Below are 26,481 nucleotides of genomic sequence, written 5' to 3'. Positions count from 1 at the left end.
TAGGAGTAATAATCTATGAATTCCCAATCATTACTGGACGAAATGGTAAATGAAGACTCTGTGCGGATTTTAAAAGCGGCAATTCCTTATCTGCCTTCAAAAGGACAGTCCTTTATCTGCATTTTTGCAAAATTTCTGGAACTGCAAAACACCTTTAAGCTTTTACATTCTTCTGAAAATGCTATGCAGATCTGCGCCAAGCCTCAGGAAAAGACCGATCCCTTGGAAATGCTCTCTGCCTGCAGTAAAGTATGCCACGGACCACTAAAGGAAAAACTGGAAAACATTACCAATACATTTTTAATGATGCAAATGCTGGATTTCGACAATCCACAAAAAGGAGGTACACCCTTTCATGAATAATTTTCATTCACAGTTCAATCAGGAAACAAAAAAAGAGGAGGCTGCACAAAAAGCAACCTCCTCATGGATGGATAATCCCAAGCTCGCGGGAATGGATATGTCAAAGCTTGCCATGCTCAATGCTCTGGCAGAACAGGGCTCTGCGAAAAAAACGCCGCAGGAGCTGCTGCCTTTTCTCATGTCTGCCGCTTCCACAAATAAATCAAAAGGTGTCCGTTTCTCCCCGCAGGAAATGGAAGCAATCATTCAGGTATTAAAAGCCGGCAAATCGCCGGAAGAAGCCGCCCGCATGGACAAAATCCTACAAATGTTCAAAATGCTGGGATAAATAATTCCAAAGCTGACGAACGGCACAGGTAACTGCTTTTTCTCTTACCTCACTCCGACTGCCCTCCAGATGATATTCCTTCACCTGTATCTCTTTGGCAGAGCCACAGCCGATAAAGACAGTTCCAACCGGTGCTTCCCAGCCACCGGAAGGACCTGCAAATCCGGTAGCCGATACCGCTATATCTGCTTTTGCCTCCAAAAGTCCTCCATGAACCATTTCTTTGGCACATTCCTTGCTGACTGCACCGTATTTTTCAAACACTTCCTCCCGTACCTTCACGGCACGCATTTTCGCTTCATTGGAATAAGTCACAAAGCCCTGCTCAAACACCTCCGAAGCTCCCGGCACGTCTACAATCCGTGCTGCAATGGCTCCTGCCGTACAGGACTCTATGGTTGTCAGTTTTAACTGATGCTTTTTCAAAAGCTCTACAACCTTTTCTTCCGGTTTCATTCTGTCACCCTCTTTTTAATCCTGCATACTTAATACATTTTTATTCTTCAGAATATAATCCACCAGTGAAATAACAGTTAGCGCTACGGCAATTACTACAAATACCGTAATTGCTCCCTGAAATACAGTATTCTGAATATTCATAATCATTAAAATAATCATAATCATCTGAGAAACTGTTTTAAATTTACCCCAGTAGCTTGCTGCAATGACAATTCCGTTGTCTGCTGCAATCAGGCGGAAGCCGCTGATAATAAATTCTCTGGCAATAATGATAATGGTAATCCATGCAGGAAGCTGTCCTGTGGAAGTAAAGCAAATCAACGCAGAACAAACAAGCAGTTTGTCAGCCAGCGGGTCCATAAATTTCCCGAAATTTGTTACAAGGTGATATTTTCTTGCCAGATAGCCATCCAGTAAATCGGTAAGGCTGGCAATTACAAAAATAGCAAGAGCAATCCATTTATCTGCACTGCCTGTAATATCATACATTAAAAACGCAACAAAAAACGGTATCATAATAATTCTTGCAATCGTTAATTTATTCGGTGTATTCATTTTCCAACTCTCCTATCAAATCATATTCCAGCGCCCCTGTTACATGAACTCTGGCAAAATCTCCTGACATCAGCTCTGTGTCTGTGTTGATAAAAATATATCCGTCTACGTTTGGAGCATCTCCATAAGTTCTTCCCACATAAGCATTTTCGTCCGCAACTTTGCCTTCAATCATTACCTCTACGCAGGTGCCGATTTTATCATTTCCCTTATCAATGGAAATCTCCTGCTGCAGCTCCATAAGTTCTGCCTGCCTATCCTGTTTTACTTCTTCTGCAATCTGATTTGGCATATTGGCAGCCGGTGTGTCTTCCTCTGCTGAATAAGTAAAGACACCCAGACGGTCAAATTCCATAGTGTCAATAAATTCCATCAATTCCTCATGGTCTTCCTCTGTTTCACCGGGAAATCCTGTGATTAACGTAGTTCGCAGTATAATATCAGGAATTTCTTTTCTCAAAAGCGTAACAATGTCAATCAGCTCCTGCTTGGTGGTTCTTCTGCCCATTTTCTTTAAAATTTTATCGCTGCAATGCTGAATAGGCAAATCCAGATAATGACAGATTTTCTTTTCTTCTTTCATGGTCTGAATAAGCTCCGGATAAATCTCTTCCGGATAGCAGTATAAAATTCGTATCCACTGAATACCCGGAATTTTGCAAAGCTCTTTTAAAAGCTTGTGAAGGCATTTTTTTCCGTAAATATCTTTTCCGTATACGGTAGTTTCCTGTGCCACTAAAATCAGCTCCCGAACTCCCTGCCCTGCCAGATATTCTGCTTGAGAAATCAGTTGTTCCATAGGAATACTGCGATAGTTTCCACGAAGCTTGGGAATAATACAGTATGTACATCTCTTATCGCAGCCCTCTGCAATTTTGAGGTATCCGTAATAGCCGCCTGTTGTCAAAACACGTTTTTTACTGATTTCTGTCAGGGCGTTAATATCTTTAAATTCCAGATAACGCTCTCCTTCAAAAACTATATCCAATGCCTTGATAATATCTCCAAAGCTGGTCGTTCCCAGAACTGCGTCTACCTCAGGAATTTCTTTAATAATTTCTTCCTTATATCTCTGTGCAAGACAGCCTGTTACCAGCAATACTTTTAACACACCCTCTGTTTTGTAACGTGCCATTTCCAGAATACTGTTGATACTTTCTTCCTTTGCATCATGAATAAAGGCACAGGTATTCACCACAATGATTTCTGCTTCTGTTTCATCATTGGTAAGTGTATAACCATTCTCCACCAGCATACCCAGCATTTCCTCGGAGTCTGCCAGATTTTTGTCACATCCCAGAGAAATAAACAATACTTTTCTCATGTATCCTCCTTAACTGCAACACGAGGCTGTTGCATTAAGTGCAATTTCCGTTTAATGCGACAGCCTCATTTTTTATTAGATTTCGTTTTCTTCTGTTGTTTCTTCTTCCACTTCTGCTTCTTCCGGCAAAATGTGAACCTTTCCCTTGTAGATTTCTTCTACTGCTGTGGAAAGCGGTTTTTTACCTGAGCTTGGAACCATAGCCTCTTTTCCTGCAATTAACTGTCTCGCTCTTTTACTTGTAGCAAGCACAACAGAATAGCGGCTGGTTACTAATGGTTCGTCATCAATTTCGGCTCCTTCGTTAATAACCTCCATAAGTTCTGTGTAAGATGGATGTATCATAATTATTCTCCTTTCTTGAATACAGCAATTTCTTCTGTGATTTCTTTTATAAATTCCTGACGATTTTTGACTGCATCATGCTGACTCTGGATAATACTGTGCATATTATCAACACACTCCTCAATCACATCGTTAATCAATATATAATCATACTCAGACATTCCCTTTGCTTCTTCTGAGGCTCTGCTGAGTCTTGATTCGATAACGTCCATGCTTTCTGTTCCCCGATTAACCAGACGATGTTTTAATTCTTCTGCATTTGGCGGAGTTACAAAAAGCAGCAGGGTATTCGGCATTTTTTTCTTGACCTTTAATGCTCCCTGTATTTCGATTTCCAAAATTACGTCTTTCCCCATGTTTAACTGTTTTTCAACGTAAGCCTTAGGTGTTCCGTAATAATTATCAACATACTGTGCATATTCAATCAGCGCATCTTCTAAAATCAGTTCCTCAAATTCTTTCTTTGTATGGAAAAAATATTCCCTGCCATGTTCTTCTCCCGGTCTTGGATCTCTCGTTGTAGCAGAAACAGATAATGCATAATTATCATATTTTTCCATCAGACGTTTCATCAATGTTCCCTTTCCGGCGCCTGAAAAGCCGGATACTACTACTAAAATTCCTCTATCAGCCATCGTATTCCCCTTTTGCTTCATTCTCTGAAAAAATTCCAAATCTCTTTGCTATTGTTTCTGGTTGCAAAGCAGACAACACCAGCATATCTCCGTCTGTAATAAGAACAGCCTTTGTCTTTCTTCCCTGTGTTGCATCGATTGCCCTTCCGGACTCCTTCGCCGCCTGCACCAGACGCTTAATCGGCGCTGCATCGGGACTTACCACCGCAACCACCTTATCCATGTTTACCACATTTCCAAATCCTATGTTCAACAGCTTTGCCATAGCACATCCTGCCTTTATTCAATATTTTGAATTTGTTCACGAATTTTCTCAATTTCTGTTTTCAAATCAATGGCAAGATTGGATGTTTCCAAATCGTTTGCCTTGGACAAAATGGTATTTGCCTCCCGGTTCATCTCCTGTGCAATAAAGTCCAGCTTTCTTCCAATTCCTTCCTTTTCGTCAAGCACAGACATGGTATGCTTAATATGACTTTTCAGACGAACGGTTTCTTCATCAGTACAAATCTTATCTGCATACAGAATAACTTCTGCTGCAATACGGCTTTCTTCAATCTGTGTATCCGCTAAAAGCTCTTTTACCTTCGTTTCCAGCTTTTCTCTGTATTCCTGTATAATAACAGGAGAACGTTTTTCAACCAGCTCTACCTTTTCTTCCATATTTTTAAGCTTTTCAAGAATATCTCGCTTTAGCTCTGTTCCTTCTTTTGTTCTGGCTTCTACGAACTGAACGGCTGCTCTTCTGATTACCCCTTCCAGTGCGCTCCACATTTCATCTTCATCCTCTGTCTGTTCTTCCATAGTCAGAACTTCCGGATAACGGGAAAGCAGCGCTGCGTTTATCTCCCCTTCCAGATGAAAATCCCTGCTCATCTCCTGAAGATATCCCAGATACTGCTGTGCAAGCTCACGGTTGTACTTTACGGATACCCTGCTTTGTGTGTAATCCTCACAGGTGATAAATACATCAACCTTTCCTCTCTGGATATACTCTTTTAACAAAGAGCGAATAGAAGCTTCAAAAACGCTGAATTTCTTTGGCATTCTCATATTGATATCCAGATAACGGTGATTGACGGATTTCATCTCCACCGTAATCTTCTTTTCTTCGTCTATTAGCTCGGCTCTGCCAAAGCCAGTCATGCTTTTAATCATTTTTGAACTCTTTCTTATGTTTTTGATTTGCCGTAAGGCATAAACATACATGGTCATTATAAGCCAATAACGACTTCCCCGTCAAATATTTTTTTGCCTCTGAAGAAATTTTATGCTAAAATGAAATATACTTGACGAGTTTTTCTTTAAAGGAGATAGAAATTATGGCATTTGACGGAATTACTATTGCGAATATTGTAAAAGAATTAAACGAAACCATTGTAGGAGGGAAAATCAATAAAATTGCCCAGCCGGAAGCAGATGAGCTGTTATTAACCATAAAGAACAACAAAACACAATACCGCCTTCTGATTTCTGCCAGCGCCTCTCTCCCTCTGATTTATTTTACAGATAAAAACAAAGTCAGTCCTTTGACTGCGCCGAACTTCTGTATGCTTTTAAGAAAGCATATCGGCAACGGAAAAATCACTGCTGTAACACAGCCGGATATGGAACGTGTCATTGAAATGCAGATTGAACACTTAAACGAATTGGGAGATTTATGCTTCAAAACTCTTGTCATTGAAATCATGGGGAAACACAGCAACATTATTTTTCTCAATGAAAACAGAATGATTTTAGACAGTATTAAACATATTTCCTGTAACGTCAGCTCTGTACGTGAGGTTCTTCCGGGCAGAGATTATTTCCTCCCTCAGACACAGGAAAAACAAAATCCTCTGACTGTTACACAGGAATTTTTCTTTGAAACTATCTGTACAAAACCTGTTTCCATTGCCAAGGGGCTGTATACCTCCTTAACCGGCATCAGCCCATGTATTGCAGAAGAAATCTGCTATCGTGCCTCTTTAGACGGCGGAGACGCCATGCAGTCCCTTTCAGAGCCTGCCAAAGAGCACCTGTTTCACACCTTCTCCAGAGTGATGGAAGACGTACAGGAAGGACATTTTCTTCCTAACATTGTCTATAATGAAGAGGACGAGCCCTTAGAATATGCTTCCATTCCTCTCACCAAATACGGCGCTGCTCCTGTCAGAGAATTTTCTTCCATTTCTGAAGTCTTAGAAGCTTATTACGCACAGAAAGACAAGGTTACCCGCATCCGCCAAAAATCTTCTGATTTACGCCGCATCGTGCAGACTGCTCTTGAGCGAAACAGAAAAAAACTGGATTTACAGGAAAAACAGATGCGTGACACTCAGAAAATGGATAAGTACAAGGTTTACGGAGAGTTGATTAACACTTACGGCTACAATTTAGAACCCGGCTGTAAATCCTTTTCAGCCTTAAACTACTATACCAATGAGGAAATCACCATTCCCTTAGACAGCACCATGACGCCGCAGGAAAATGCAAAGAAATACTTTGACAAATACAATAAATTAAAGCGAACTGCTCAGGCCTTGGAGGAACAAATCGAAGATACCAGAAACGAAATCCTTCACTTAGAGTCTGTCAGCACTGCCCTTGACATCGCTCTCGGAGAAAGTGATTTATCACAGATTAAGGAAGAGCTGACAGAGTGCGGCTATCTGAAAAAGCACTATTCCAAAAAGAAAAAAGCACTGGGAAAATCAAAGCCACTCCACTACATTTCCAGTGACGGCTATCACATTTATGTAGGGAAAAACAACTACCAGAATGAGGAACTGACCTTTAAATTTGCCACAGGAAATGACTGGTGGTTTCATGCAAAAAAAATGGCAGGTTCTCACGTCATTGTAAAAAGCAACAACGAGGAACTGCCTGACTCTACCTTTGAAGAAGCAGGAAGGCTGGCAGCTTACTACTCCAGCGGACGTACCGCTCCTAAGGTGGAAATTGACTATATTCAGAAAAAACATGTAAAAAAACCAAATGGCTCCAAACCCGGTTTTGTGGTATATTACACCAACTATTCTCTTATGATAGAACCGGATATTTCAGGGCTTACTTTGGTAGAAGATTAAATACAATATAGAAAAGCTGTTGCAGGAAAAGCAGCCGAAACATTCTCGGTGCAATCTCCATGCCACAGCTTTTCTATTATTTTTCATATACCTCATAGGCAACATATTCTCTTAAAAAATGATAACCCAACTTCTCTGCCAATGCTCTGGAGGCTAAATTATGGGCATCCCATCCGGGATAAATCTCCTGCTCTAAACAAGCTAAAATAAGCGCTGCACTGCATCCATAAGCCAGTCCCATTCTTCGATATTTGCTTTTTGTATCCACTTCGATTTCAATTCCCTTATCGTATCTTGCATAAGTAGACGCCCCTGCCAGAATTTCTCCGTTCTTTACTGCAACGACTCCTATTCCCAGCTTTTTAAAGCTCTCAAAATCTGAAAATTGCCCTGTTAAATCGTAACTCCATTCCTCTTTTCTACATTCGTAAAAAAGCTTTTCATCAAGAAAAGAAAGCTGTATTTCTTTTTCTAAAACAGTTTCTACTGCCCGTTTTAACTGCTCTTTTTGGAAAATATCACGTTCTTTTTTCATGGCATATCGAGTGATTTTCCTTATCTTACCCTCATAACATTTTTCTAAAATTTCTTCCCATTCTTTACTGCAAGGAACAAAAATCCGATAATCTTTTTTTGCACTTGGAGGCCCAAAAAGTGCAAAATCTTCGGAAGGCTCTCCGTCAAAATAAGTAAAATCGCCCAACACTGCCATTGCCGAATGAGGATTTTCACTGTTGTCATAATAGATATTCCCCATTGTCCCCTGTTTACAGCACCACACAAGAGCATCCTGACTGTTCTTAAAAAACTCTTTCATTTTCTCCTCCAATGTTCCCTTCTGTCTTTCTGCAAATTGCAAGTCCTACTAAAAGAAGAACAGGAAATACAATACTTGCCAATATTCCCAATTTCAGATTATCTCCTGCTAAATCTGACACAAACCCTACTAAAGTAGGCCCTGCAGAGCATCCAAAATCTCCTCCTAATGCCAGCAAGGCAAATAAGGCTGTTCCTGCTTTTGGCAAAGCTGCCGCAGCCTTGCTAAAGGTTCCCGGCCACATAATACCCACGGAAAAGCCACTGACTGCACAGGCAAATAAGCTTAAAATCGGATTGGGAAAAAGAGAAATTCCTAAATAAGAAATTACGCAAAATATACAGCTTCCTTTCATAAAATAATCCAAGCGGATTTTTTCGCCGTATTTTCCATAAAACATTCTGGACAATCCCATACAAAGGGCAAATGCCATAGGTCCTGCTAAATCTCCTGCTGCCTTAGAAATTCCCAGTCCTTTTTCCGCAAAGGTGGAAACCCACTGACTTACTGCCTGTTCACTGGCTCCTGCACACACCATCATAACCAACAAAATCCAAAACAATTTCATACGAAACAATTCTTTAATACTAAGTCCTTCTTCTCCTTCTTCCAGCAAAGATACCATGGGAACTTTCGTAAATACAAGCGCATTTACAACAGGAACAACTGCCCATAAAAGCGCCATAATTTTCCAATTCCCAATACCTGCTACGGAGAAGAAAATGGTTGAAATCAAAACAACACCGACCTGTCCCCAACAGTAAAAAGAATGAAGCATACTCATTGCTTTCTCCTTATTATCGGAAGGGCACGCTTCTACCACCGGACTTACCAGCACTTCTAATAAGCCTCCGCCGACTGCATAAATCATAACAGAAATCAAAATTCCCGCAAAAGCAGAAGGCAGTATCTCAGGTAAAAATGTCAGCGAAATCAAACCACAGGCAGATAAAATGTGAGCTAAAATCATACAGAAACGATAACCCCATTTATCTACAAACCCAATCGCCGCCATATCCACCAAAAGCTGCACACCAAAATTAAAGGTAATCAACATGGTTATCTGGGAAAGGGGCAAATGATACTGTCTTTGAAAAGTTAAAAATAATAACGGCACAAAATTGACAATGATTGCCTGTACAATATATCCCACAAAACACGCGGTCATTGTCTTATTATATTGATTTTTCATATTCCCGTTTCCATTCCATACAGTATTCTTTTTCTCCTGTATTTTCATCTATGCCTTCCCTCTCAAGTCTGAAATTTTCTCTCTTGTAAAAGCAGACTGCTCTGTTATTTTTCTCATATACATGTAAGTATAAATGACTTTTTAATGTCTTTGCATAATCTAATAACGCTTTTCCAATCCCTTTTGAACGAGCATCACTCTTTACAAAAATCCCTTCTATGTAATCCTCATTTATTCCAATAAATCCTGCGATTTCTTTTCTTTCTTCGTCTTTATATACGTAGACTTCTGCCTTTGGCAGCATTTCTTTTACAAATGGAAGATTTTCCGTCCAGTAGGAATCCGGAACAAAATCGTGCGCTTGAAGATTTGCAGAAAGCCAAATTTCACTAATCTCATTCATATCTTTCTCTGATAATTTTCTAATCATAAGTCCTCCTTTTCTCAGCAGTAAAGATATATCATAAAATTTTATCTTTTTCAACCAAAGTTGTATAATTTTTATTATTCCAGTAAATGTTTTATTAAAACCTCTCGATTGTTTATAAACATTTCCGTTATAGCATAACTCTCTGTATCTTCATAAGAAATTTTTTCAATCGTATTTCCATCAAAAGATAAAATTTCAGCCTCCGGCAATCCCAATAAAATAGGAGAATGTGAGGCGATCAAAAATTGAGAACCCTCCTTTGCTTTCTGTGCTATCTGCATAAATAAAGTTAGCTGACGCTGGGGTGACAACGCCGCTTCCGGTTCATCTAAAATATAAATCCCCTGCTTTTGAAACGTCTGAAAGAAACTTAAAAAGCTTTCGCCATGGGACTGGCAATGCAAACTTCTCCCTCCATAAGAAGGTCCATTAGGATTAAACGCATCATATTCTTCCGCCTTTGTCGCTACATTAAAGAAGCTTTCTGCACGAAAAAAATAACCGCTTTCCGGTTTTTTAAAGCCTTTGGAAATGTAAATTGCCTCACTTAATTCTGATACATCATGGTAAGTTTCAAATGAGTAATTCTTTGTTCCACCCTCCGGATTAAATCCATAAGCCACTGCGATTGCCTCTAACAAAGTCGATTTACCACTTCCGTTTTCTCCTGCAAAAAATGTAATATTACTGTTAAATTCCAAATGTTTTAAGTTCCTCAAAACAGAAATATTTCTTAAATAAGAATGTTCCGGAATTTTATTCCAGTCTATTTCTATAGTTTGTATAAATTTATTTGGTTTCATAAGAACTTTCTATTCCTCTTATAAACATCTTTCCATGTTAACTGTTATTGCGGAAATAAATTGTCTAGAATATTTTTTTACTTCCGACTCTATGTATCTGTTTCCATCCAATTTTGATTTAATATACTGTTCACTTTTACTTATTTGTTTATCTCTTATATTTACGTCTTGAAATTTTTATTGTATTACAAGATACTACAATTTTTTCATCATCCAATCCGCCGAAGCATATTCTCCATTTGCATATTTCATATTATCAGGAAATGAACCATATTTCTTAAAACCAAGTTTTTCATATAGAGCAATGGCATTTCTATTGTCGGAAATAACTTCAAGTTCCGCTTGCTCAAATCCTAATCCTTTTGCAACTTCAAGCACATTTTCCAGCATACTTTTTCCAATACCATATCCGCAAAATTCCTGATATAAAGCAATTGCCACTTCACACCTATGAGAATATCTTTTATAGTTACCTATTGGACTCAAAGAACAATTACCAATATATTTTCCGTTTAATGTAGCAATTAGCATCAGCGATTTATTTGAAGCCAAACAATTATTTATAAATGATACCTCTTGTTCATGCGTAATGGTAATCTCATCGGGTTCTCTAATCAAATATGGCGTTTCTGCCGAAATAACTTCTAAATATCTTATCAAATCATTTGCATCGTCTGGTATTGCATTGCGTAGCACTATTGTTCTGCCTAATTTATCCCGGATTTCAATGGGCTCAATTTTCATTTTCAAATCTCCTCCTCTGTATCATTCAAACCTTTCTATATAAAGCTTATAACTGTACCAAAAAAATACCACCAAACTTAAAATTATTGTTACCAAACCCATTAGGATAAACATGATTGATGTAAATCCTCCCGAATTTGGTCTATCTACATAACACTTTTTTGAATTGTTTGGATTATAATAAACTGTCATCTTACTATTGATAGGCCACAACTGTTCAGCCAGCTTGTGTAAATTTGCAACCGGGCCTATTTTTACATACAGCCATCCCTTTTCATCTTCATAAATTCCTGAAGATATAGGAGCTGGCAAGCCGGATATCCGTTTAATCTTTACACCACGAAATTTTTTCCTTGTCTTGTAGCAAGTAGAATTCACAAAATATTCTACAATTGGATACATTCTTCCTTCGCCTGAAAATCCATGTTGTACAACAATTCCTTCTGTGTGTTTCGTACATAATTTATTTTGCTTTTTTGTAACAATATTAATGATAACTCCAGACAAGGCTAATATTGCACCAACTCCCCCGACCGTTACTAATTCTAACCATGCAATTTGTAATTCAGACATAACCTTTTCCCTCGTAAATTCAAAATCTATCGTTCTAATTTAATAAGATATTCTGTTGTATCTTCTTCAAATTTTCTATATTTTGTGATATGAAATCCATACTTTTGATAAAATGAGATAGCTTTCGTATTCTTTTCTAAAGCCCACAAATAATTCACTTTATAGTTCTCTATCGCAAAAGTAATTAACGCTTTCCCAATTAAATTATTCTGAAAAAATGGATCAACATACAATTTGTATATTTCAGTACCATGTATTTCGATAAATCCTTTCACAATTCCATCATCATAGACATAAACGTTGTCTATGATTTCTTTATTTTGCTTCCAATAATCAACAAGCGAAACAACTTGCAGTTCGCCGAAAGAATAATGTTCATCTTTAAATATAGGAAAATAATTTATTCGATTATTGAATATAAATATTTCTGCAATTCTTGATAAATCATTTACGGTTGATTTTCTAATATTCATTCTATCACTTTCCCCCTATAAGCTTTCACCTATTTTTTTATATAAAGTATCATATTGCCATAATATACACTTGACACGGGTTCCACTCATCCCATAAATTTGGAAACACTTCAAATTCTTTAAAACCAATAGCCAAATAAAACCTGTTTGTCTTATCATAGGCTTCATATTTTCCCGTTTGAACTGTTTTAACCTGAATAAAGGAATATCCCTTTTTCCGTCTCTCTCAAATATAGAAAACCAACTGGGCAATGCTTCCAGCACATTCCGTGCAATTTTCTTTTATCTCACCCCTATTACCCAAACGTCTTTGATAAATAATCTTCTATATCAGCTCTTGAGTGAAAAACATAAATGCTCTTTTCACCTTTATATCTATCAAGCAATTCATATATGATTGGCAATTCATTTTTAGGAAAATCCATAATCCATTGTTTAAATTCTTCATCAAACTGGGTCTCTATCCATGGCATATCTACACGTTGTTTGCCTATGCGTGATTTTGCTCCGGCCAGACATTCCTCTACCGGAAAATCTAATAAAAATATGGCTTCACACCATTGAATACGCATTTCAAGTGTTCTTCCATAATTTCCATCTATAATCCATTTCTCCTTTAAAACAATTTCTTTTAATTTCTCATCAAATATATTTCTGTCAACAGTTGTCCTGTCAGGCTTGTGCCATAGCATATCAAGATAATACAAAGGCAAGTGCATTTTATCACTCAGCTTTCTCGCAAATGTACTTTTTCCTGCACCCGGACAACCAATTATGATTGCTTTTTGAAACATAAAAAGGCCACCTCCAAAACGACCTAAAATTTTGCTTGACTTAATGTAAGACATTCACACAATATCATATATAACGAATACTCTGTTTATCCTCAATAATATCATACTTTGTAATTATTTACACCTTTATAAGCATAAAATATAACGCAGACAATATTTCTCAGCTAATCCTCAGATAGTGGCACCTCTCTCTGTCTGTAGGATTTCTTCCAATGGTTACTTTCCATTTCAGAACCATTTGCTTCATACTTTTTGTCCCCTTTCTTTTAGCTTGATTATATCATACTACGTACGTAGTTTTTATATATTACAACTATGTACATAGTTTTATTTTTATAGTATTATATTATTATAATCGAAAAGATGTCCTTTAATTTAAACACCACATCTGGAAAGAAGGTGTAAATATGGCTGATAACGAAAGTAAAAAGAAGTACGATATACAATATGCAAAAAACAAATTAAAACGTATTCCTCTTGACGTCCAGAAAGAAAAATATGATGAAATAAAAGCAGCAGCAGTAATAGCTGGGGAAAGTGTAAATCGCTACATAAAAAATGCAATCAGTCAAAGAATGGAACGTGAACAATCATAAATAAAATCACTTTATTTTTAAAAAAATCTGTACATTGAGTTTCACCCTTTAAATGCAGAACTTATTCCCTCAGATCCATATTTTAGACGAAAAACAGGCAAGACTAAGAAAAGAGCACAGCTAACCATTGAAAGGAAGTGTTTACATGGCTTTACCACAAGAACAAGGTTACACTATTGAAGATATTTACGCTTTACCGGAAGGGACTAGGGCAGAATTAATTGATGGAAAGATTTATTACATGGTACCGCCCAACACAAAACATCAACGAATTTCTGGTTTCCTGCATAGTAAAATATACCAATATATTTCAAATCATAATGGTACTTGCGAAACATTTACAGCTCCATTTGCAGTGTTTTTATCTAAAGACAACAAAAATTACGTTGAGCCGGATATAAGTGTTATATGTGATAAAAACAAACTCACAGACAAAGGATGTGTAGGTGCACCAGACTGGATAATAGAAATTGTGTCACCCGGCAGCAGACGAATGGACTATTTCACCAAACTTTTTAAATATCGCACTGCCGGCGTAAAAGAATATTGGCTTGTCGACTCAGATAAGAATAGAATTCTGGTATACAATTTTGAAAATGAAGATACTCAGGAATTTACTTTTTCTGACATCATAAAAGCCGGTATATATACAGATTTATCTATTGATTTTTCACAGCTTAATATTTAACTTTTATGGACTATCGGTTAATACCAATTTTTAAACTCTAAGTTTCAAAACAGTGAATACAAAAAAGAGCCAAAACCCTTATTTTACAAGGGAAAAGGCTCTTTTTATTATTATTTCATGACGATATTAATAATTTTCTTCGGAACATAAATTTCCTTTACAATATTTCCTGTCAATTTATCAGCAATTGCTGCTTTACCTGCTTCAATAGCTTCTTCTTTTGTTGCTTCTGCGCTGATGGAAATTACAGTTTTTGTCTTTCCGTTAATCTGAACAGGAACTTCAATTTCATCATCTTTCATGGCATCTTCATCTGCTGTTGGCCACTGTGTATGGAACACAGAATCTGTATGTCCATATTCCTGCCATAATTCTTCTGACACATGAGGTGCAAACGGAGCTAAAAGCTGTACAAAGGCTTCAATGGTTGCTTTGTCTATTCCGCCTTCTTTTTTCGCCATATCAATCAGCTTGTTATTATATTCCATAAATCCGGAAATAACTGTATTCAGGCTGAAGCTTTCCAGACGCTGTGTAATGTCATAAACAAGTTTATGACGCATTTTTACCATTTCTTTTGTCTCTGCAACATTTGCTTCCTTACTGTCCATAGCCAGTTTCCAGAAACGGTTGATAAAGCGGTATACACCATCAATACCTCTGTCATCCCATTCTGCATCTAATTCCGGCGGACCTACGAATAATTCGTAAAGTCTTAACGCATCACATCCGTAGTCTCTTACCAAATCATCAGGAGAAACAACATTTCCTTTTGATTTACTCATCTTGATACCATTTTTACCTGTAATCATACCCTGATTAAACAGTTTCTGGAATGGTTCATCAAAATCAACCACACCAATATCGTACAAGAATTTTGTGTAGAAACGAGAATACAGAAGATGCAGTACCGCATGTTCTACACCACCGATATACATATCTACCGGAAGATATTTCTGCGCTTTTTCCTTAGAAACTAATTCTTCTGTATTTTTATTATCTACATAACGCAGGAAATACCAGGAAGAACCAGCCCACTGAGGCATAGTATTTGTTTCTCTCTTAGCTGGCGCTCCACAGCATGGACAAGTAGTGTTTACCCATTCTTCAATGCCTGCTAATGGGGACTCTCCTGTACCTGTTGGCTCATAAGACTCTACATCAGGCAATGTCAATGGAAGCTGGTCTTCCGGAACAGGCACATTACCGCAATTCGGGCAGTGAATAATCGGAATTGGTTCACCCCAGTAACGCTGACGGGAGAATACCCAGTCACGTAATTTGAAGTTTACGGTTTTACGTCCGATACCCATTTTTTCAATCATTTCAGGAGCTTCTTTTTTCAGAACCGCAGACTCCATGCCATTCCATTCACCGGAGTTAATCATGGTTCCGGAAGCTTCTGTATAAGCTTCTGTCATGTTTTCGATTTCTTTTCCGTCTTTTGCAATAACCTGAACAATCGGAATATTGAATTTCTTTGCAAATTCAAAGTCACGGTCATCATGAGCAGGTACGCACATAATTGCGCCTGTACCATAGTCAGCCAATACATAATCAGATAACCAGATTGGAGTTTTCTTGCCATTTAATGGGTTAATTGCATAGCTTCCTGTAAACACACCTGTTTTTTCTTTGTCCTGAAGACGGTCTACGTTAGATTTCATAGAAGCGTCGTAAATATATTTTTCTACGGCTTCTCTTGTTTCATCAGTAGCCAATTCTTTTGCCATTGCATGCTCCGGAGCTAATACCATAAAGGTTGCGCCGTGAAGTGTATCCGGTCTTGTAGTATAAACGGTGATTTTCTCGTCTTTTCCTTCTACCGGGAACTGAACTTCTGCACCATAGGATTTTCCAATCCATTCTGCCTGCATCTTTTTAACTTTTTCCGGCCAATCCAGTTTATCCAAATCATTTAATAAACGGTCTGCATATTTTGTAATTCTCAGCATCCACTGACGCAGATTTTTCTTTGTTACTTCTGCGCCGCAGCGTTCACATTTACCGTTTACAACTTCCTCGTTTGCAAGTCCTGTTTTACAGGAAGGACACCAGTTAATTGGGAATTCTTTCTCATAAGCCAGACCTTCTTTGAACATTTTTACAAAGATCCACTGTGTCCATTTATAGAATTCCGGATCTGTGGTATTTACTTCTCTGTCCCAATCATAAATAGCAGAAATATCATTTAACTGTCTTTTGAAGTTTTCTACATTTTCTGCTGTGGATTTGGAAGGATGCACACCCATTTTAATTGCATAGTTTTCTGCAGGAAGTCCAAAAGCATCCCAGCCCATTGGATGAATTAAATAATATCCCTGCATCATTTTAAAACGACTCCATACGTCAGAGATTACATAGCCTCTCCAATGTCCTACGTGAAGACCGTTTCCTGAAGGATATGGAAACATATCCAGACAATAATATTTTGGTTTTTTGCCATCATCAACATTTACCGGGTTTTCTTCCCAGTTTTTACGCCATTTCTGCTCAATCGCCTTATGATTATAAGGTACTGCCATTTTCTTTTCCTCCTGTATTGTAAAAATAAAGAAGCCCTCTCATCTCCTAATTCAGAGACGAAAGGGCTTAAATTCCGCGGTACCACTCTAATTCACAGATGCTTATCTGTGCACTCATTTTTCTGTAACGGGAAATCCCGCCCAAATCTACTTAAAGCAAAATACTGTTCAATTTGGGAACTCCGAGGCGAGTTGGGAAGCTTACGCATCTGCCTTGCACCAGACGGCAGCTCTCTTTATACGCAGTTTTTCTTAATACTCCTCTTCTACGTCTGTCTGTATGAAACTATACATATTTTACTCAGTGGTTTCTTTTTTGTCAACCCCTGTCTCCGGTTTTTTATCACCTAAAGCCGTTACTGTGGAAATCGGTTCTTCCGGAATAAAATGTACGGTCAAACTATCACCTACATCATATCCCACAATTTCCGGATATTCTGTCACCGGAATATCAAAAATAAATTTCTGCGCTGTCTGTCCTGCTTCCAGTCCTTTTACTTCTGCGTTTTCACCGCCCAGTGTAATATAGAAGTGAGAGTTTCCTTCAATAACTGCCTGTGCCATTTTTTCAATGGTTCCTGTCATGGAAATATCACTTTCTGTTCCCACACCTGATGCAATACCATTGTCTGCCAGCAGTTTTTCATAATTCTTCTCACATTCTGCAACGGTATCTCCAATGGCAACGGTCTGATATTTCTGCACATTTACCATAGCATATTTCTTTACAAGACCTGCGCCGTCCTTTAATGCCATAAAGTATGTCGGCTGGTCTGAAATATTTAACAGAAGCGGGAATGCCGCCTGATATTTCAAGTTCTGTACCTGACCTTCTGCAGAATCCATAGCAGAACGTTCCTGAGCACCATCACAAACATAATATCTTGTTTCCATAGTTCTCTGGTTCATCAGTACAAATCCGACATTCGATTTATCACCACTTACAGATGTTACACCGGTATATACCCATACATCATCATCTAAAGCCAGATAGTTGTTTCCGTCTGTTGTCTTTAAACAGCCTTTCTGTCCCAAAACACTGTTCAAAAAACCATTTTTCAACATTCCGTGATAATTATAAAGCTCTAAAAGTAAATCTGCCGGATATGCACGGTCTACCCACTGTGGGCAATCCTCAATTTTATAATCCTTTGTTTCACCTGTCTGTGCATTGCAAAGTACCACTCTGCCGATAGTCTGCCCTCCGAATAAGCCAATGTTAAATTTCTTTACAGGACAAATCCAGTATGGTGTCCCTTCATCGTCAATTTCAAAGCTTAACTGGTCAAACATATAAGCCGGATATTTAAAACGCAGATGACGATAAATGTTGCGGTTAAAATATTCTGACTCTGAATATTTAATCGGTTTGTCCAGTTTTACCAGTTCTGTATTCTGTGTTGCCATATCAATTCGGATATAGGCAGGAATTCCTTCCTTCTGGTTTGTCAGCCATTTAATTCCACTGGCGTATACAAGAGGTGTTACACGATAAGGCTGTCCCTGATAGTTAATCTGTGAATACAGACTGCTCACTTCAAACTGAGACACCATATCTACCATACTTCCCATTTTTCTGTTTCCCAGAAGCTCTGCGGACTCTTTGTCTAACAGAGGAATTTGGTCATAGCTGATTTCTTTAATGTCTTCTGTAAAATCTCTTTCCTCCGGTGTTACCAACTGCTGATATTTTTTCGCATTGACAATAGGGGAAGATAACAAAGTTCCCACACCATAGACAACAATAATTGCAAGAACCAAAAACAGCCCTGCTTTCATGACCTTACTGCTTTTAATTTCCTGTGGACTGCGAAGCCTCTTGCGAACAGCATAAATTACCAGCAGTAAAACAACTACCGTACCAAGGAAAAACCAAAAGCCACTTTCGTGAATGTTAATTGCCGGCAACGTAATGTAATAATAAACAAATGCCAGAAGCAGTATTCCAAGTCCTGCTGCAATTTTTTTCATACTTTCTACCAACCTTTCCAAGCAATTTTGCTTTGTTCAGTATTGTAACATTCTTTTTATCCGGTTACAACAGTAAAACGTAATTTCCTACACAATTAAAGAAGAGGCTGCCGCTTTCAATACATATTCTGAATATTCAAAGCAACAACCTCTTATTTTTCAATTTTCTATTTTTTAATTATTCCTCTTCTGCTTTCGCACGAGCCGCAATTTCCTTCTCCTGAATGTCAGAAGGCGCTTGTTCATAGCGGGCAAATTCATAAGAAAATTCACCGCTTCCTCCTGTCATGGAACGAAGGTCTGTGGAATATCCGTAAATGGAGAGCATCGGTACGTCTGCTTCTACAACTGTATAGCCTTTCCGTGCAGTATCCGGGTTCATTCCCAGTACACGGCCTCTTCTCTTGTTCAAATCGCCCATAACATCTCCGGTAAATTTATCCAGTACGCTTACTTTCATGGATACAATCGGCTCTAACAGTACGGGTGACGCTTCCATAAAGCCTTTCTTAAATGCCTGAATAGCTGCTGTTTTAAATGCCATTTCAGAGGAGTCTACCGGATGGTAAGAACCGTCATATAAAGTAGCTTTCACACCCACTACCGGATAAGAAGCAACAGGGCCTTTCAATACAGACTCCTGAATACCCTTTTCTACTGCCGGGAAGTAATTCTTCGGAACTGCTCCGCCTACAACGGTCTGTTCAAATACATAAGGAGTTTCCAAATCGCCGGATGGTTCAAATGTCATTTTTACATGACCATACTGTCCATGTCCGCCGGACTGTTTTTTGTATTTGTATTCCACATCTGATTTTTTACGAATAGTTTCTTTAAACGGAACCTTCGGTTCAGATAAAACAATGTCTACTTTATAACGTTCTTTTAATTTGCTTACCACAATGTCCAGATGCTGCTCGCCAATACCATATAATAAAGTCTGACGGTTCTGTGCATCGTTGACTGCTTTCAAGGTCAAATCCTCCTGCATCATCTTTGCCAATGCCTGAGATACCTTATCATCATCGCCCTTATTTACTGTCTGATAACGTTTGTAAGTATAAGGAGTAGAAATATCTGTTTTACCGTAAAGGATTGGTGTGGTCTTTGTAGCCAGTGTATCTCCTGTGGTCACGGTACCCAGTTTTGCAATAGCTCCAATATCTCCTGCGTGAAGCTCTGCTACTTCGATTGGCTTTGAGCCTTCCAGAACATAAAGCTTATTCAGCTTTTCTTCGGAGTCCTTGGATACGTTAAAGAGAACATCGTCTCCTTTGATAACGCCGGAACATACCTTAACCAGTGAATATTTTCCTAAGAACGGGTCAACGATTGTTTTAAATACATAAGCAGATTTTGCTTTTGTAAAATCGTAATTTGCCTGATAAATTTCGTTTGTCTTTGTATTCATACCTGCACAGGTCTTCTGATCCGGACTTGGGAAATATCCGCAAATATCATCTAAAAGGTTTGCTACACCCTGAATATTAACAGCAGAACCCATACATACCGGAATAATACTTCCGTCAGAAATATTCATTTTTAATGCTGCAGAAACCTCTGCTACGGAGAACTCTTCTCCTGCAAAGTAACGGTCCATAAATTCTTCGCTGATTTCTGCTACGGACTCCATTAAAGTCTCATGATATTTTTCTAAATATTCGTTCAAATATTCCGGAACAGGACATTCCTTTTTCTGTCCTCTTTCAATATATCTTCGACCTGCCTGTTTTACGATATTTACATATCCTACAAATTTGCCGTCTTCTCGAATTGGCATGTGCAACGGCGCAATTTTTTTGCCGTACAGCTCTGTAAGCTGCTCTACCACCTGACGATAGCTGACATCATCAATATCCATTTCCGTAACGAAGAACATTCTTGGAAGATTATATTTCTCGCACAGCTCCCACGCCTTCTGTGTTCCTACCTGAACACCGTCCTTACCGGAAACAACAATAATCGCTGCGTCAGCCGCTCCTACTGCTTCTTCGACTTCCCCCACAAAGTCAAAATAGCCCGGAGTATCCAATACATTAATTTTTACTTTTCCCCATTCAATCGGAATTACAGATGTAGAAATTGAAAATTTTCTCTTTATTTCCTCTTTATCAAAATCACTGATCGTGTTGCCATCTGTTACCTTTCCCATTCGGCTTGTAATACCTGATAAATAAGCCATTCCTTCTGCCAGAGTTGTTTTTCCGGCACCCCCATGACCAAGCAGGACCACATTTCTAATTCTGTCGGTTCTAAAAACGTCCATATGTAATACCTCCCAAATATATTATGTGTATATTTTACTAAAAAAATTGATATATTTCAAGTATTTTATTCAAATTAAACAAGTTTTTTTCTTATTCCTTTCACACACACCAATAGAATTGACAATTGTAAAAACCTGTCATAAAATGATACTGTTTGACAGCATTTTAATTAGAAGGAGTATGAAAATATATGGAAACCACAACTATTGGTTTTATTGGTCTGGGGCTTATCGGCGGCTCCATTGCAAAAGCAATACGAAAATTTCATCCGGATTATCAGATTATCGCTTATAACCGCACAACAGATACCTTAAAGGATGCGGTTTTTGACGGAATTGTGGATATTCCCTGCAATGAGCATGACCCTCGCTTTGCCCTCTGTGATTATATTTTCTTGTGTGCCACAGTGGACTACAATATCGAATGTCTTCCATGGCTGAAGCAGGTCATCCGCCCCGGTTGTATTCTCACTGATGTAGGCAGTGTAAAGGGGGAAATTCACCGAAAAGTCACAGAACTTGACATGGCTTACAACTTTATCGGGGGACATCCTATGGCAGGAAGTGAACACATGGGATATGAGCATTCTACCGACCATTTGATTGAAAATGCCTACTATATTCTTACCCCGTCTGAGGAGGTTGGTCTTGATAAAATAGGAAAGTATACCGAACTGGTAACTTCCATTGGCGCTTTGCCTATGATTTTGACTTGGGATGAGCATGATTTTATTACTGCTGCCGTAAGCCACCTTCCTCATATTGTGGCTGCATCTCTTGTAAATGTAGTGAAAAAGCTGGACTCTCCTCTGGAGCACATGAAAACCATTGCGGCAGGCGGATTTAAAGATATTACCCGTATTGCATCCTCTTCTCCGCACATGTGGCAGCAGATTTGTCTGGAAAATCCGGAGCATATTTCAAAGGTTTTAGATGAATATATACGCTTGATTGTGCAGGCAAAATATTTAGTGGACCAAAAAGATGCCAATGGTCTTTACGATATGTTTTCACAGTCCAAGGAATACAGAAATTCCTTTAATGATGTCCCCAGCGGACCAATTAAAAAGGATTTTGCCCTGTACTGTGATATTATTGATGAAACAGGTTCTATTGCTACCATTGCAACTATTCTTTCTATGAATAATATCAGTATTAAAAATATCGGCATTCTTCACAACAGAGAATTTGAAGACGGCGTATTAAAAATCGAATTTTACGATGAGGATGCCTTAAAACAGGCTTTGGAACAGCTGACAAAGCGCAATTATAAAATTTATGAGAGATAGGAGGTTTTTCTATGATTTTTAAAAAATCCACTCCTCTTCGAGGAGAGCTTGCCGTTCCGGGAGATAAATCCATCTCTCACAGAGCCGTCATGCTCGGGGCTCTTGCAAAAGGAACCACTTCTGTTACCAATTTTTTAAAAGGCGCTGATTGTCTGTCTACAATCTCCTGCTTTGAAAAAATGGGCATTGAAATTGAACAGCTTCCTTCGGAAATTTTAATTCACGGCAAAGGACTTCACGGCTTAAACGCTCCTGAAACGATTTTAGATGCAGGAAACAGCGGAACTACTACCCGCCTTTTATCCGGTATTTTAGCCGGACAGGCTTTTTGTACTACTTTAACCGGAGATGCTTCTATTCAGAAACGTCCTATGACACGAATTATTACTCCCCTTTCCCAAATGGGAGGCAAAATAGAAAGTCTATCCGACAACGGCTGTGCACCGCTGAAAATAACGGGGCATCCTTTAAAGCCCATACATTATCTTTCACCGGTAAGCTCTGCACAGGTGAAGTCCTGTGTTTTATTGGCAGGAATGTATGCAGATGGCATCACAAAAGTGACAGAGCCCTATCTTTCCCGCAACCATTCTGAACTGATGCTCCGCTCCTTTGGTGCAGACGTCATTTCAGAAGGAACTACTGCGGCTATCACGGGCAATCCTGTTTTAGAAGGACAAAATGTCATTGTTCCCGGAGATATTTCTTCTGCGGCTTATTTTATTGCTGCGGGACTTCTAATTCCGGGCTCTGAAATTTTAATCAAAGATGTGGGAATAAATCCTACACGAGATGGCATTCTAAAAGTATGCGCAGATATGGGCGCAGATATTCAGCTTTTAAATAAGAGGGAATACGGAAAAGAGCCTGTGGCCGATATTCTGGTAAAACACAGCGAGTTAAAAGCAACAGTTATCGAAGGCGCACTTATTCCCACTCTCATTGACGAACTTCCGATGCTTGCTGTTATGGCAGCCTTTGCCCAAGGTACTACCGTCATCCGTGATGCGCAGGAATTAAAGGTAAAAGAGTCTAACCGTCTGGATATTATTGTGCAGCATTTATCCGCTATGGGAGCTGATATTATTCCTACGGAAGACGGCATGGAAATACATGGAGGCAAGCCTTTAAAAGGCGCTGTTTTAGACAGCTATATGGATCACAGAATTGCCATGTCCTTTGCCGTTGCCGGTATGGCTGCTGACGGAGAAACAGAAATTTTAAATGCTTCCTGCGTAGATATCTCCTATCCTGAATTTTATCGGGATATGGCTGCAATTTCTGCTTCATAAGGTCGTTAAATTTTAAACAAATTTTAGAATTTCTATATATTTTTTTATTGATTTATTGTAGTAAATATGTATAATATAGAAGAGAAGCAGGGTTTTCCCTTCTTTAAAAAAGGATATCGCAAACCTGTCTTGGCAGGTGAGATTATCGTAATTAATATAAGAGAAAAGAGGTACATGTAAGATGGCAGAATTGAATTTAAGCAAATACGGCATCACTGGAACAACTGAGATTGTTCACAACCCTTCTTATGAATTATTATTCGCTGAAGAAACAAAACCGGAACTGGAAGGCTTTGAAAAAGGTCAGGAAAGTGAACTGGGTGCAGTTAACGTAATGACAGGTGTATACACAGGACGTTCTCCTAAAGACAAATTCATCGTTATGGATGAAAACTCTAAAGACACTGTATGGTGGACTTCTGATGAATACAAAAATGACAACCATCCAGCTACACAGGAAGCTTGGGATACTGTAAAAGATATTGCTTTAAAAGAGCTGTCTAACAAAAAACTGTATGTTGTAGATGCTTTCTGCGGTGCAAACAAAGATACACGTATGGCTATCCGTTTTATCGTAGAAGTAGCTTGGCAGGCACATTTTGTTACAAACATGTTCATTCAGCCTACTGAAGAAGAGCTGAAAGACTTCGAACCAGACTTTATCGTATACAATGCTTCTAAAGCAAAAGTTGAAAACTACAAAGAATTAGGATTAAACTCTGAAACAGCTGTTATGTTCAACATCACAAGCCGTGAGCAGGTTATCGTAAATACATGGTACGGCGGAGAAATGAAAAAAGGTATGTTCTCTATGATGAACTACTACCTTCCATTAAAAGGTATCGCTTCCATGCACTGCTCTGCAAACACAGACTTAAATGGTGAAAACACAGCAATTTTCTTCGGTCTTTCCGGAACAGGAAAAACTACACTTTCCACAGATCCAAAACGTCTCTTAATCGGTGATGACGAACACGGCTGGGATGACAACGGTGTATTTAACTTTGAAGGCGGATGCTACGCAAAAGTTATCGACTTAGATAAAGATTCTGAACCAGATATCTACAATGCAATCAAACGTGACGCTCTTCTTGAGAACGTAACATTAGATGCAGAAGGAAAAATCGACTTTACAGATAAGAGTGTAACAGAAAATACTCGTGTATCTTATCCAATTAACCACATTGAAAATATTGTTCGTCCTGTATCTTCTGCTCCAGCTGCAAAAGAAGTTATCTTCTTATCTGCAGATGCATTTGGTGTATTACCTCCAGTATCTATTCTGACACCAGAACAGACACAGTACTACTTCCTTTCTGGATTTACAGCAAAATTAGCTGGTACAGAACGTGGAATTACAGAACCTACACCAACATTCTCCGCTTGCTTTGGACAGGCATTCTTAGAGCTGCATCCAACAAAATACGCTGAAGAGCTTGTTAAGAAAATGCAGCAGAGTGGAGCAAAGGCTTACCTTGTAAACACAGGATGGAATGGTACAGGAAAACGTATCTCCATTAAAGATACTCGTGGTATCATCGACGCTATCTTAAACGGAGACATCTTAAACGCTCCTACAAAGAAAATTCCATACTTCAACTTCGAAGTACCTACAGAACTTCCAGGTGTTGATACAAACATTCTTGATCCTCGTAATACTTATGCAGATGCTTCCGAATGGGAAACAAAAGCAAAAGACTTAGCACAGAGATTTATTAAGAACTTTGCTAAATACGAAGGAAATAAAGCTGGTAAAGCATTAGTTGCTGCCGGTCCTCAGGAATAATAAAATAAGATTTTTAAATATGAAAAAAAACGCCAGTTCCGATAAATATCGGTTCTGGCGTTTTTTCTTTGCAATCTTTTTATCACTCAATAATCATGGCATCTCCGAAGCTGAAAAAGCGATAACGCTCTTTTACTGCTTCTTCATAAGCATTCATAATCTTTTCTTTTCCCGCCAATGCAGAAACCAGCATTAAAAGGGTTGACTCCGGTAAATGGAAGTTTGTAATTAAAGCATCAATCATTTTAAACTGATAGCCGGGATAGATAAAAATATCTGTCCATCCGCTTTTTGCCTGCAAAATCCCATTCTCATCTGTGGCAGACTCTAAAGTTCTGCAGCTTGTAGTTCCCACGGAAATCACTCTGCCGCCTTTTGCCTTTGTTTCATTGATGATTTTTGCCTGCTCCTCTTCCACTACATAAAATTCAGAGTGCATGTGATGACTTTCTACATCATCTACCTTTACAGGGCGGAACGTACCCAGTCCCACATGAAGGGTTACATGGGCAATTTTCACGCCTTTTTCTTCTATTTCTTTCAATAATTCTTTTGTAAAATGAAGTCCTGCCGTAGGCGCTGCTGCACTTCCCTCGTTTTTTGCATAAACGGTCTGGTAACGTTCCTTATCCTGAAGCTTATGAGTGATATAAGGAGGAAGAGGCATTTCTCCCAGCTTGTCTAAGATTTCTTCGAAAATCCCTTCGTACTGAAACTGTATCAGACGATTTCCTTCTTCTACAATATCCAGCACTTCACCGATTAAAAGTCCATCGCCAAAGCTGATTTTTGTTCCCGGTTTTGCTTTTTTACCCGGTTTTACTAAGGTTTCCCATATATTGTTTTCTCTTCTTTTTAACAGAAGAATTTCAATCCCTGCATCTGTTCCGACCTTACTTCCGTATAAACGAGCCGGTATTACTCTTGTATCATTGATAACAAGACAATCCTCTGGGTTTAAATAGTCAATAATATGTTTAAAATCTGTATGGCATATTTCACCGGTTTGTTTATCCAAGTGCATCAGTCTGGAAGATGACCTGTCTAATAATGGATCCTGTGCAATCAGTTCTTCCGGCAAATCATAATAAAAGTCTGCTGTTCTCATGGTTTCTCCTTTCTGTTCTCTGACGAAAGGGGGCTGCCGCATTATATTTAATACGAC

27 protein-coding genes and 1 other annotated feature are annotated in these 26,481 nt (G+C 38.7%); of the genes, 8 read left to right on the top strand and 19 right to left on the bottom strand.

Translation table 11 applies throughout. The features are described 5' to 3' along the window. The first annotated feature begins 15 nt into the window (after positions 1 to 15). Together CGC63_RS06475 and CGC63_RS06470 are read left to right on the top strand one after the other, a co-directional pair. Positions 16 to 363, top strand: a complete 348-nt coding sequence (locus CGC63_RS06475; RefSeq protein WP_004222315.1) for a hypothetical protein — start codon at positions 16 to 18, stop codon at positions 361 to 363. Further along, on the top strand, positions 356 to 691 hold the full coding sequence (locus CGC63_RS06470; RefSeq protein WP_004222318.1) for a hypothetical protein: 336 nt from the start codon (positions 356 to 358) through the stop codon (positions 689 to 691). Before CGC63_RS06475 ends, CGC63_RS06470 begins: the two co-directional genes overlap by 8 nt. On the opposite strand, the gene CGC63_RS06465 is transcribed toward CGC63_RS06470, so the two are convergent. The 7 genes from CGC63_RS06465 to CGC63_RS06435 all read right to left on the bottom strand — a co-directional run bounded on the left by CGC63_RS06465 (position 665) and on the right by CGC63_RS06435 (position 5,167). Continuing rightward, positions 665 to 1,147, bottom strand: coding sequence for a CinA family protein (locus CGC63_RS06465; protein WP_004222321.1), 483 nt, complete (start codon positions 1,145 to 1,147; stop codon positions 665 to 667). The genes CGC63_RS06470 and CGC63_RS06465 overlap by 27 nt on opposite strands. 15 nt (positions 1,148 to 1,162) lie before the next feature. Further along, complete coding sequence (pgsA, locus tag CGC63_RS06460; protein WP_004222323.1) at positions 1,163 to 1,705, bottom strand: CDP-diacylglycerol--glycerol-3-phosphate 3-phosphatidyltransferase; 543 nt, start codon at positions 1,703 to 1,705, stop codon at positions 1,163 to 1,165. Further along, a complete protein-coding gene (gene rimO / locus CGC63_RS06455) occupies positions 1,689 to 3,029 on the bottom strand; it encodes a 30S ribosomal protein S12 methylthiotransferase RimO (protein ID WP_004222326.1) in 1,341 nt (446 codons plus the stop codon). Before rimO ends, pgsA begins: the two co-directional genes overlap by 17 nt. 75 nt (positions 3,030 to 3,104) lie before the next feature. Next, positions 3,105 to 3,374 carry a DNA-directed RNA polymerase subunit omega gene (gene rpoZ / locus CGC63_RS06450; protein WP_004222329.1) on the bottom strand — a complete coding sequence of 90 codons (270 nt, stop codon included), beginning with the start codon at positions 3,372 to 3,374 and terminating at the stop codon, positions 3,105 to 3,107. A gap of 2 nt (positions 3,375 to 3,376) precedes the next feature. After that, positions 3,377 to 4,009, bottom strand: a complete 633-nt coding sequence (gene gmk / locus CGC63_RS06445) for a guanylate kinase (protein WP_004222331.1) — start codon at positions 4,007 to 4,009, stop codon at positions 3,377 to 3,379. Next, complete coding sequence (locus CGC63_RS06440) at positions 4,002 to 4,274, bottom strand: DUF370 domain-containing protein (RefSeq protein WP_004222334.1); 273 nt, start codon at positions 4,272 to 4,274, stop codon at positions 4,002 to 4,004. The genes gmk and CGC63_RS06440 overlap by 8 nt, the downstream gene beginning before the upstream one ends. A gap of 14 nt (positions 4,275 to 4,288) precedes the next feature. Continuing rightward, positions 4,289 to 5,167 (bottom strand): YicC/YloC family endoribonuclease, encoded by an 879-nt coding sequence (locus CGC63_RS06435; protein ID WP_009247254.1) that lies wholly within the window; start codon positions 5,165 to 5,167, stop codon positions 4,289 to 4,291. 164 nt (positions 5,168 to 5,331) lie between these two features. On the opposite strand from CGC63_RS06435, the gene CGC63_RS06430 reads away from it, so the two are divergent. Continuing rightward, positions 5,332 to 7,077, top strand: a complete 1,746-nt coding sequence (locus CGC63_RS06430) for an Rqc2 family fibronectin-binding protein (protein ID WP_004222337.1) — start codon at positions 5,332 to 5,334, stop codon at positions 7,075 to 7,077. A 76-nt stretch (positions 7,078 to 7,153) separates the two neighbouring features. On the opposite strand, the gene CGC63_RS06425 is transcribed toward CGC63_RS06430, so the two are convergent. From CGC63_RS06425 to CGC63_RS06385, 8 genes are all read right to left on the bottom strand, one after another. Beyond that, positions 7,154 to 7,894, bottom strand: coding sequence for a GNAT family N-acetyltransferase (locus CGC63_RS06425; RefSeq protein ID WP_004222338.1), 741 nt, complete (start codon positions 7,892 to 7,894; stop codon positions 7,154 to 7,156). Further along, a complete protein-coding gene (locus tag CGC63_RS06420; protein WP_004222340.1) occupies positions 7,878 to 9,086 on the bottom strand; it encodes an MFS transporter in 1,209 nt (402 codons plus the stop codon). The genes CGC63_RS06425 and CGC63_RS06420 overlap by 17 nt, the downstream gene beginning before the upstream one ends. Then, positions 9,070 to 9,516 (bottom strand): GNAT family N-acetyltransferase, encoded by a 447-nt coding sequence (locus CGC63_RS06415; protein WP_040351049.1) that lies wholly within the window; start codon positions 9,514 to 9,516, stop codon positions 9,070 to 9,072. The genes CGC63_RS06420 and CGC63_RS06415 overlap by 17 nt, the downstream gene beginning before the upstream one ends. Positions 9,517 to 9,590: 74 nt before the next feature. Beyond that, positions 9,591 to 10,319 (bottom strand): AAA family ATPase, encoded by a 729-nt coding sequence (locus tag CGC63_RS06410; RefSeq protein ID WP_004222344.1) that lies wholly within the window; start codon positions 10,317 to 10,319, stop codon positions 9,591 to 9,593. Positions 10,320 to 10,514: 195 nt separating this feature from the next. Further along, a complete protein-coding gene (locus tag CGC63_RS06405) occupies positions 10,515 to 11,063 on the bottom strand; it encodes a GNAT family N-acetyltransferase (protein WP_004222345.1) in 549 nt (182 codons plus the stop codon). Between the two features lie 21 nt (positions 11,064 to 11,084). After that, positions 11,085 to 11,636: a hypothetical protein gene (locus tag CGC63_RS06400; RefSeq protein ID WP_004222348.1), complete on the bottom strand. Its 552-nt coding sequence runs from the start codon at positions 11,634 to 11,636 to the stop codon at positions 11,085 to 11,087. A gap of 26 nt (positions 11,637 to 11,662) precedes the next feature. After that, on the bottom strand, positions 11,663 to 12,109 hold the full coding sequence (locus CGC63_RS06395; protein ID WP_004222351.1) for a GNAT family N-acetyltransferase: 447 nt from the start codon (positions 12,107 to 12,109) through the stop codon (positions 11,663 to 11,665). Positions 12,110 to 12,405: 296 nt separating this feature from the next. Further along, entirely contained in the window at positions 12,406 to 12,903 is a 498-nt protein-coding gene (locus tag CGC63_RS06385) for a P-loop NTPase family protein (protein WP_009247258.1), read from the bottom strand. 407 nt (positions 12,904 to 13,310) lie between these two features. Here CGC63_RS06385 and CGC63_RS06380 point away from each other — a divergent pair, with 407 nt between their 5' ends. Both CGC63_RS06380 and CGC63_RS06375 read left to right on the top strand, forming a co-directional pair. Next, on the top strand, positions 13,311 to 13,499 hold the full coding sequence (locus tag CGC63_RS06380; RefSeq protein WP_004222360.1) for a hypothetical protein: 189 nt from the start codon (positions 13,311 to 13,313) through the stop codon (positions 13,497 to 13,499). A 145-nt stretch (positions 13,500 to 13,644) separates the two neighbouring features. Further along, on the top strand, positions 13,645 to 14,187 hold the full coding sequence (locus tag CGC63_RS06375) for a Uma2 family endonuclease (RefSeq protein ID WP_004222364.1): 543 nt from the start codon (positions 13,645 to 13,647) through the stop codon (positions 14,185 to 14,187). A 110-nt stretch (positions 14,188 to 14,297) separates the two neighbouring features. Here CGC63_RS06375 and leuS read toward each other — a convergent pair whose 3' ends face one another. The 3 genes from leuS to CGC63_RS06360 form a co-directional block, all read right to left on the bottom strand. Next, on the bottom strand, positions 14,298 to 16,712 hold the full coding sequence (leuS, locus tag CGC63_RS06370) for a leucine--tRNA ligase (RefSeq protein ID WP_004222367.1): 2,415 nt from the start codon (positions 16,710 to 16,712) through the stop codon (positions 14,298 to 14,300). Positions 16,713 to 16,762: 50 nt separating this feature from the next. Then, positions 16,763 to 16,990 (bottom strand) — a binding site (T-box leader). Positions 16,991 to 17,009: 19 nt separating this feature from the next. After that, a complete protein-coding gene (locus tag CGC63_RS06365) occupies positions 17,010 to 18,683 on the bottom strand; it encodes a hypothetical protein (RefSeq protein WP_004222376.1) in 1,674 nt (557 codons plus the stop codon). Positions 18,684 to 18,861: 178 nt separating this feature from the next. Continuing rightward, positions 18,862 to 20,949: an elongation factor G gene (locus CGC63_RS06360; protein WP_004222379.1), complete on the bottom strand. Its 2,088-nt coding sequence runs from the start codon at positions 20,947 to 20,949 to the stop codon at positions 18,862 to 18,864. 191 nt (positions 20,950 to 21,140) lie between these two features. On the opposite strand from CGC63_RS06360, the gene CGC63_RS06355 reads away from it, so the two are divergent. From CGC63_RS06355 to pckA, 3 genes are all read left to right on the top strand, one after another. Then, positions 21,141 to 22,238, top strand: coding sequence for a prephenate dehydrogenase (locus tag CGC63_RS06355; protein ID WP_004222381.1), 1,098 nt, complete (start codon positions 21,141 to 21,143; stop codon positions 22,236 to 22,238). 11 nt (positions 22,239 to 22,249) lie between these two features. Further along, positions 22,250 to 23,530, top strand: a complete 1,281-nt coding sequence (gene aroA / locus CGC63_RS06350; RefSeq protein ID WP_004222383.1) for a 3-phosphoshikimate 1-carboxyvinyltransferase — start codon at positions 22,250 to 22,252, stop codon at positions 23,528 to 23,530. 181 nt (positions 23,531 to 23,711) lie between these two features. Next, a complete protein-coding gene (pckA, locus tag CGC63_RS06345) occupies positions 23,712 to 25,316 on the top strand; it encodes a phosphoenolpyruvate carboxykinase (ATP) (RefSeq protein WP_004222386.1) in 1,605 nt (534 codons plus the stop codon). An 82-nt stretch (positions 25,317 to 25,398) separates the two neighbouring features. Here pckA and queA read toward each other — a convergent pair whose 3' ends face one another. Beyond that, positions 25,399 to 26,424 (bottom strand): tRNA preQ1(34) S-adenosylmethionine ribosyltransferase-isomerase QueA, encoded by a 1,026-nt coding sequence (queA, locus tag CGC63_RS06340; RefSeq protein ID WP_009247261.1) that lies wholly within the window; start codon positions 26,422 to 26,424, stop codon positions 25,399 to 25,401. Between the last annotated feature and the right edge of the window lie 57 nt (positions 26,425 to 26,481).

Source organism: Blautia hansenii DSM 20583 (assembly GCF_002222595.2).
In the GTDB taxonomy this organism is placed as follows: domain Bacteria; phylum Bacillota; class Clostridia; order Lachnospirales; family Lachnospiraceae; genus Blautia; species Blautia hansenii.
This window is presented reverse-complemented; position numbering and strand designations above follow the sequence as displayed.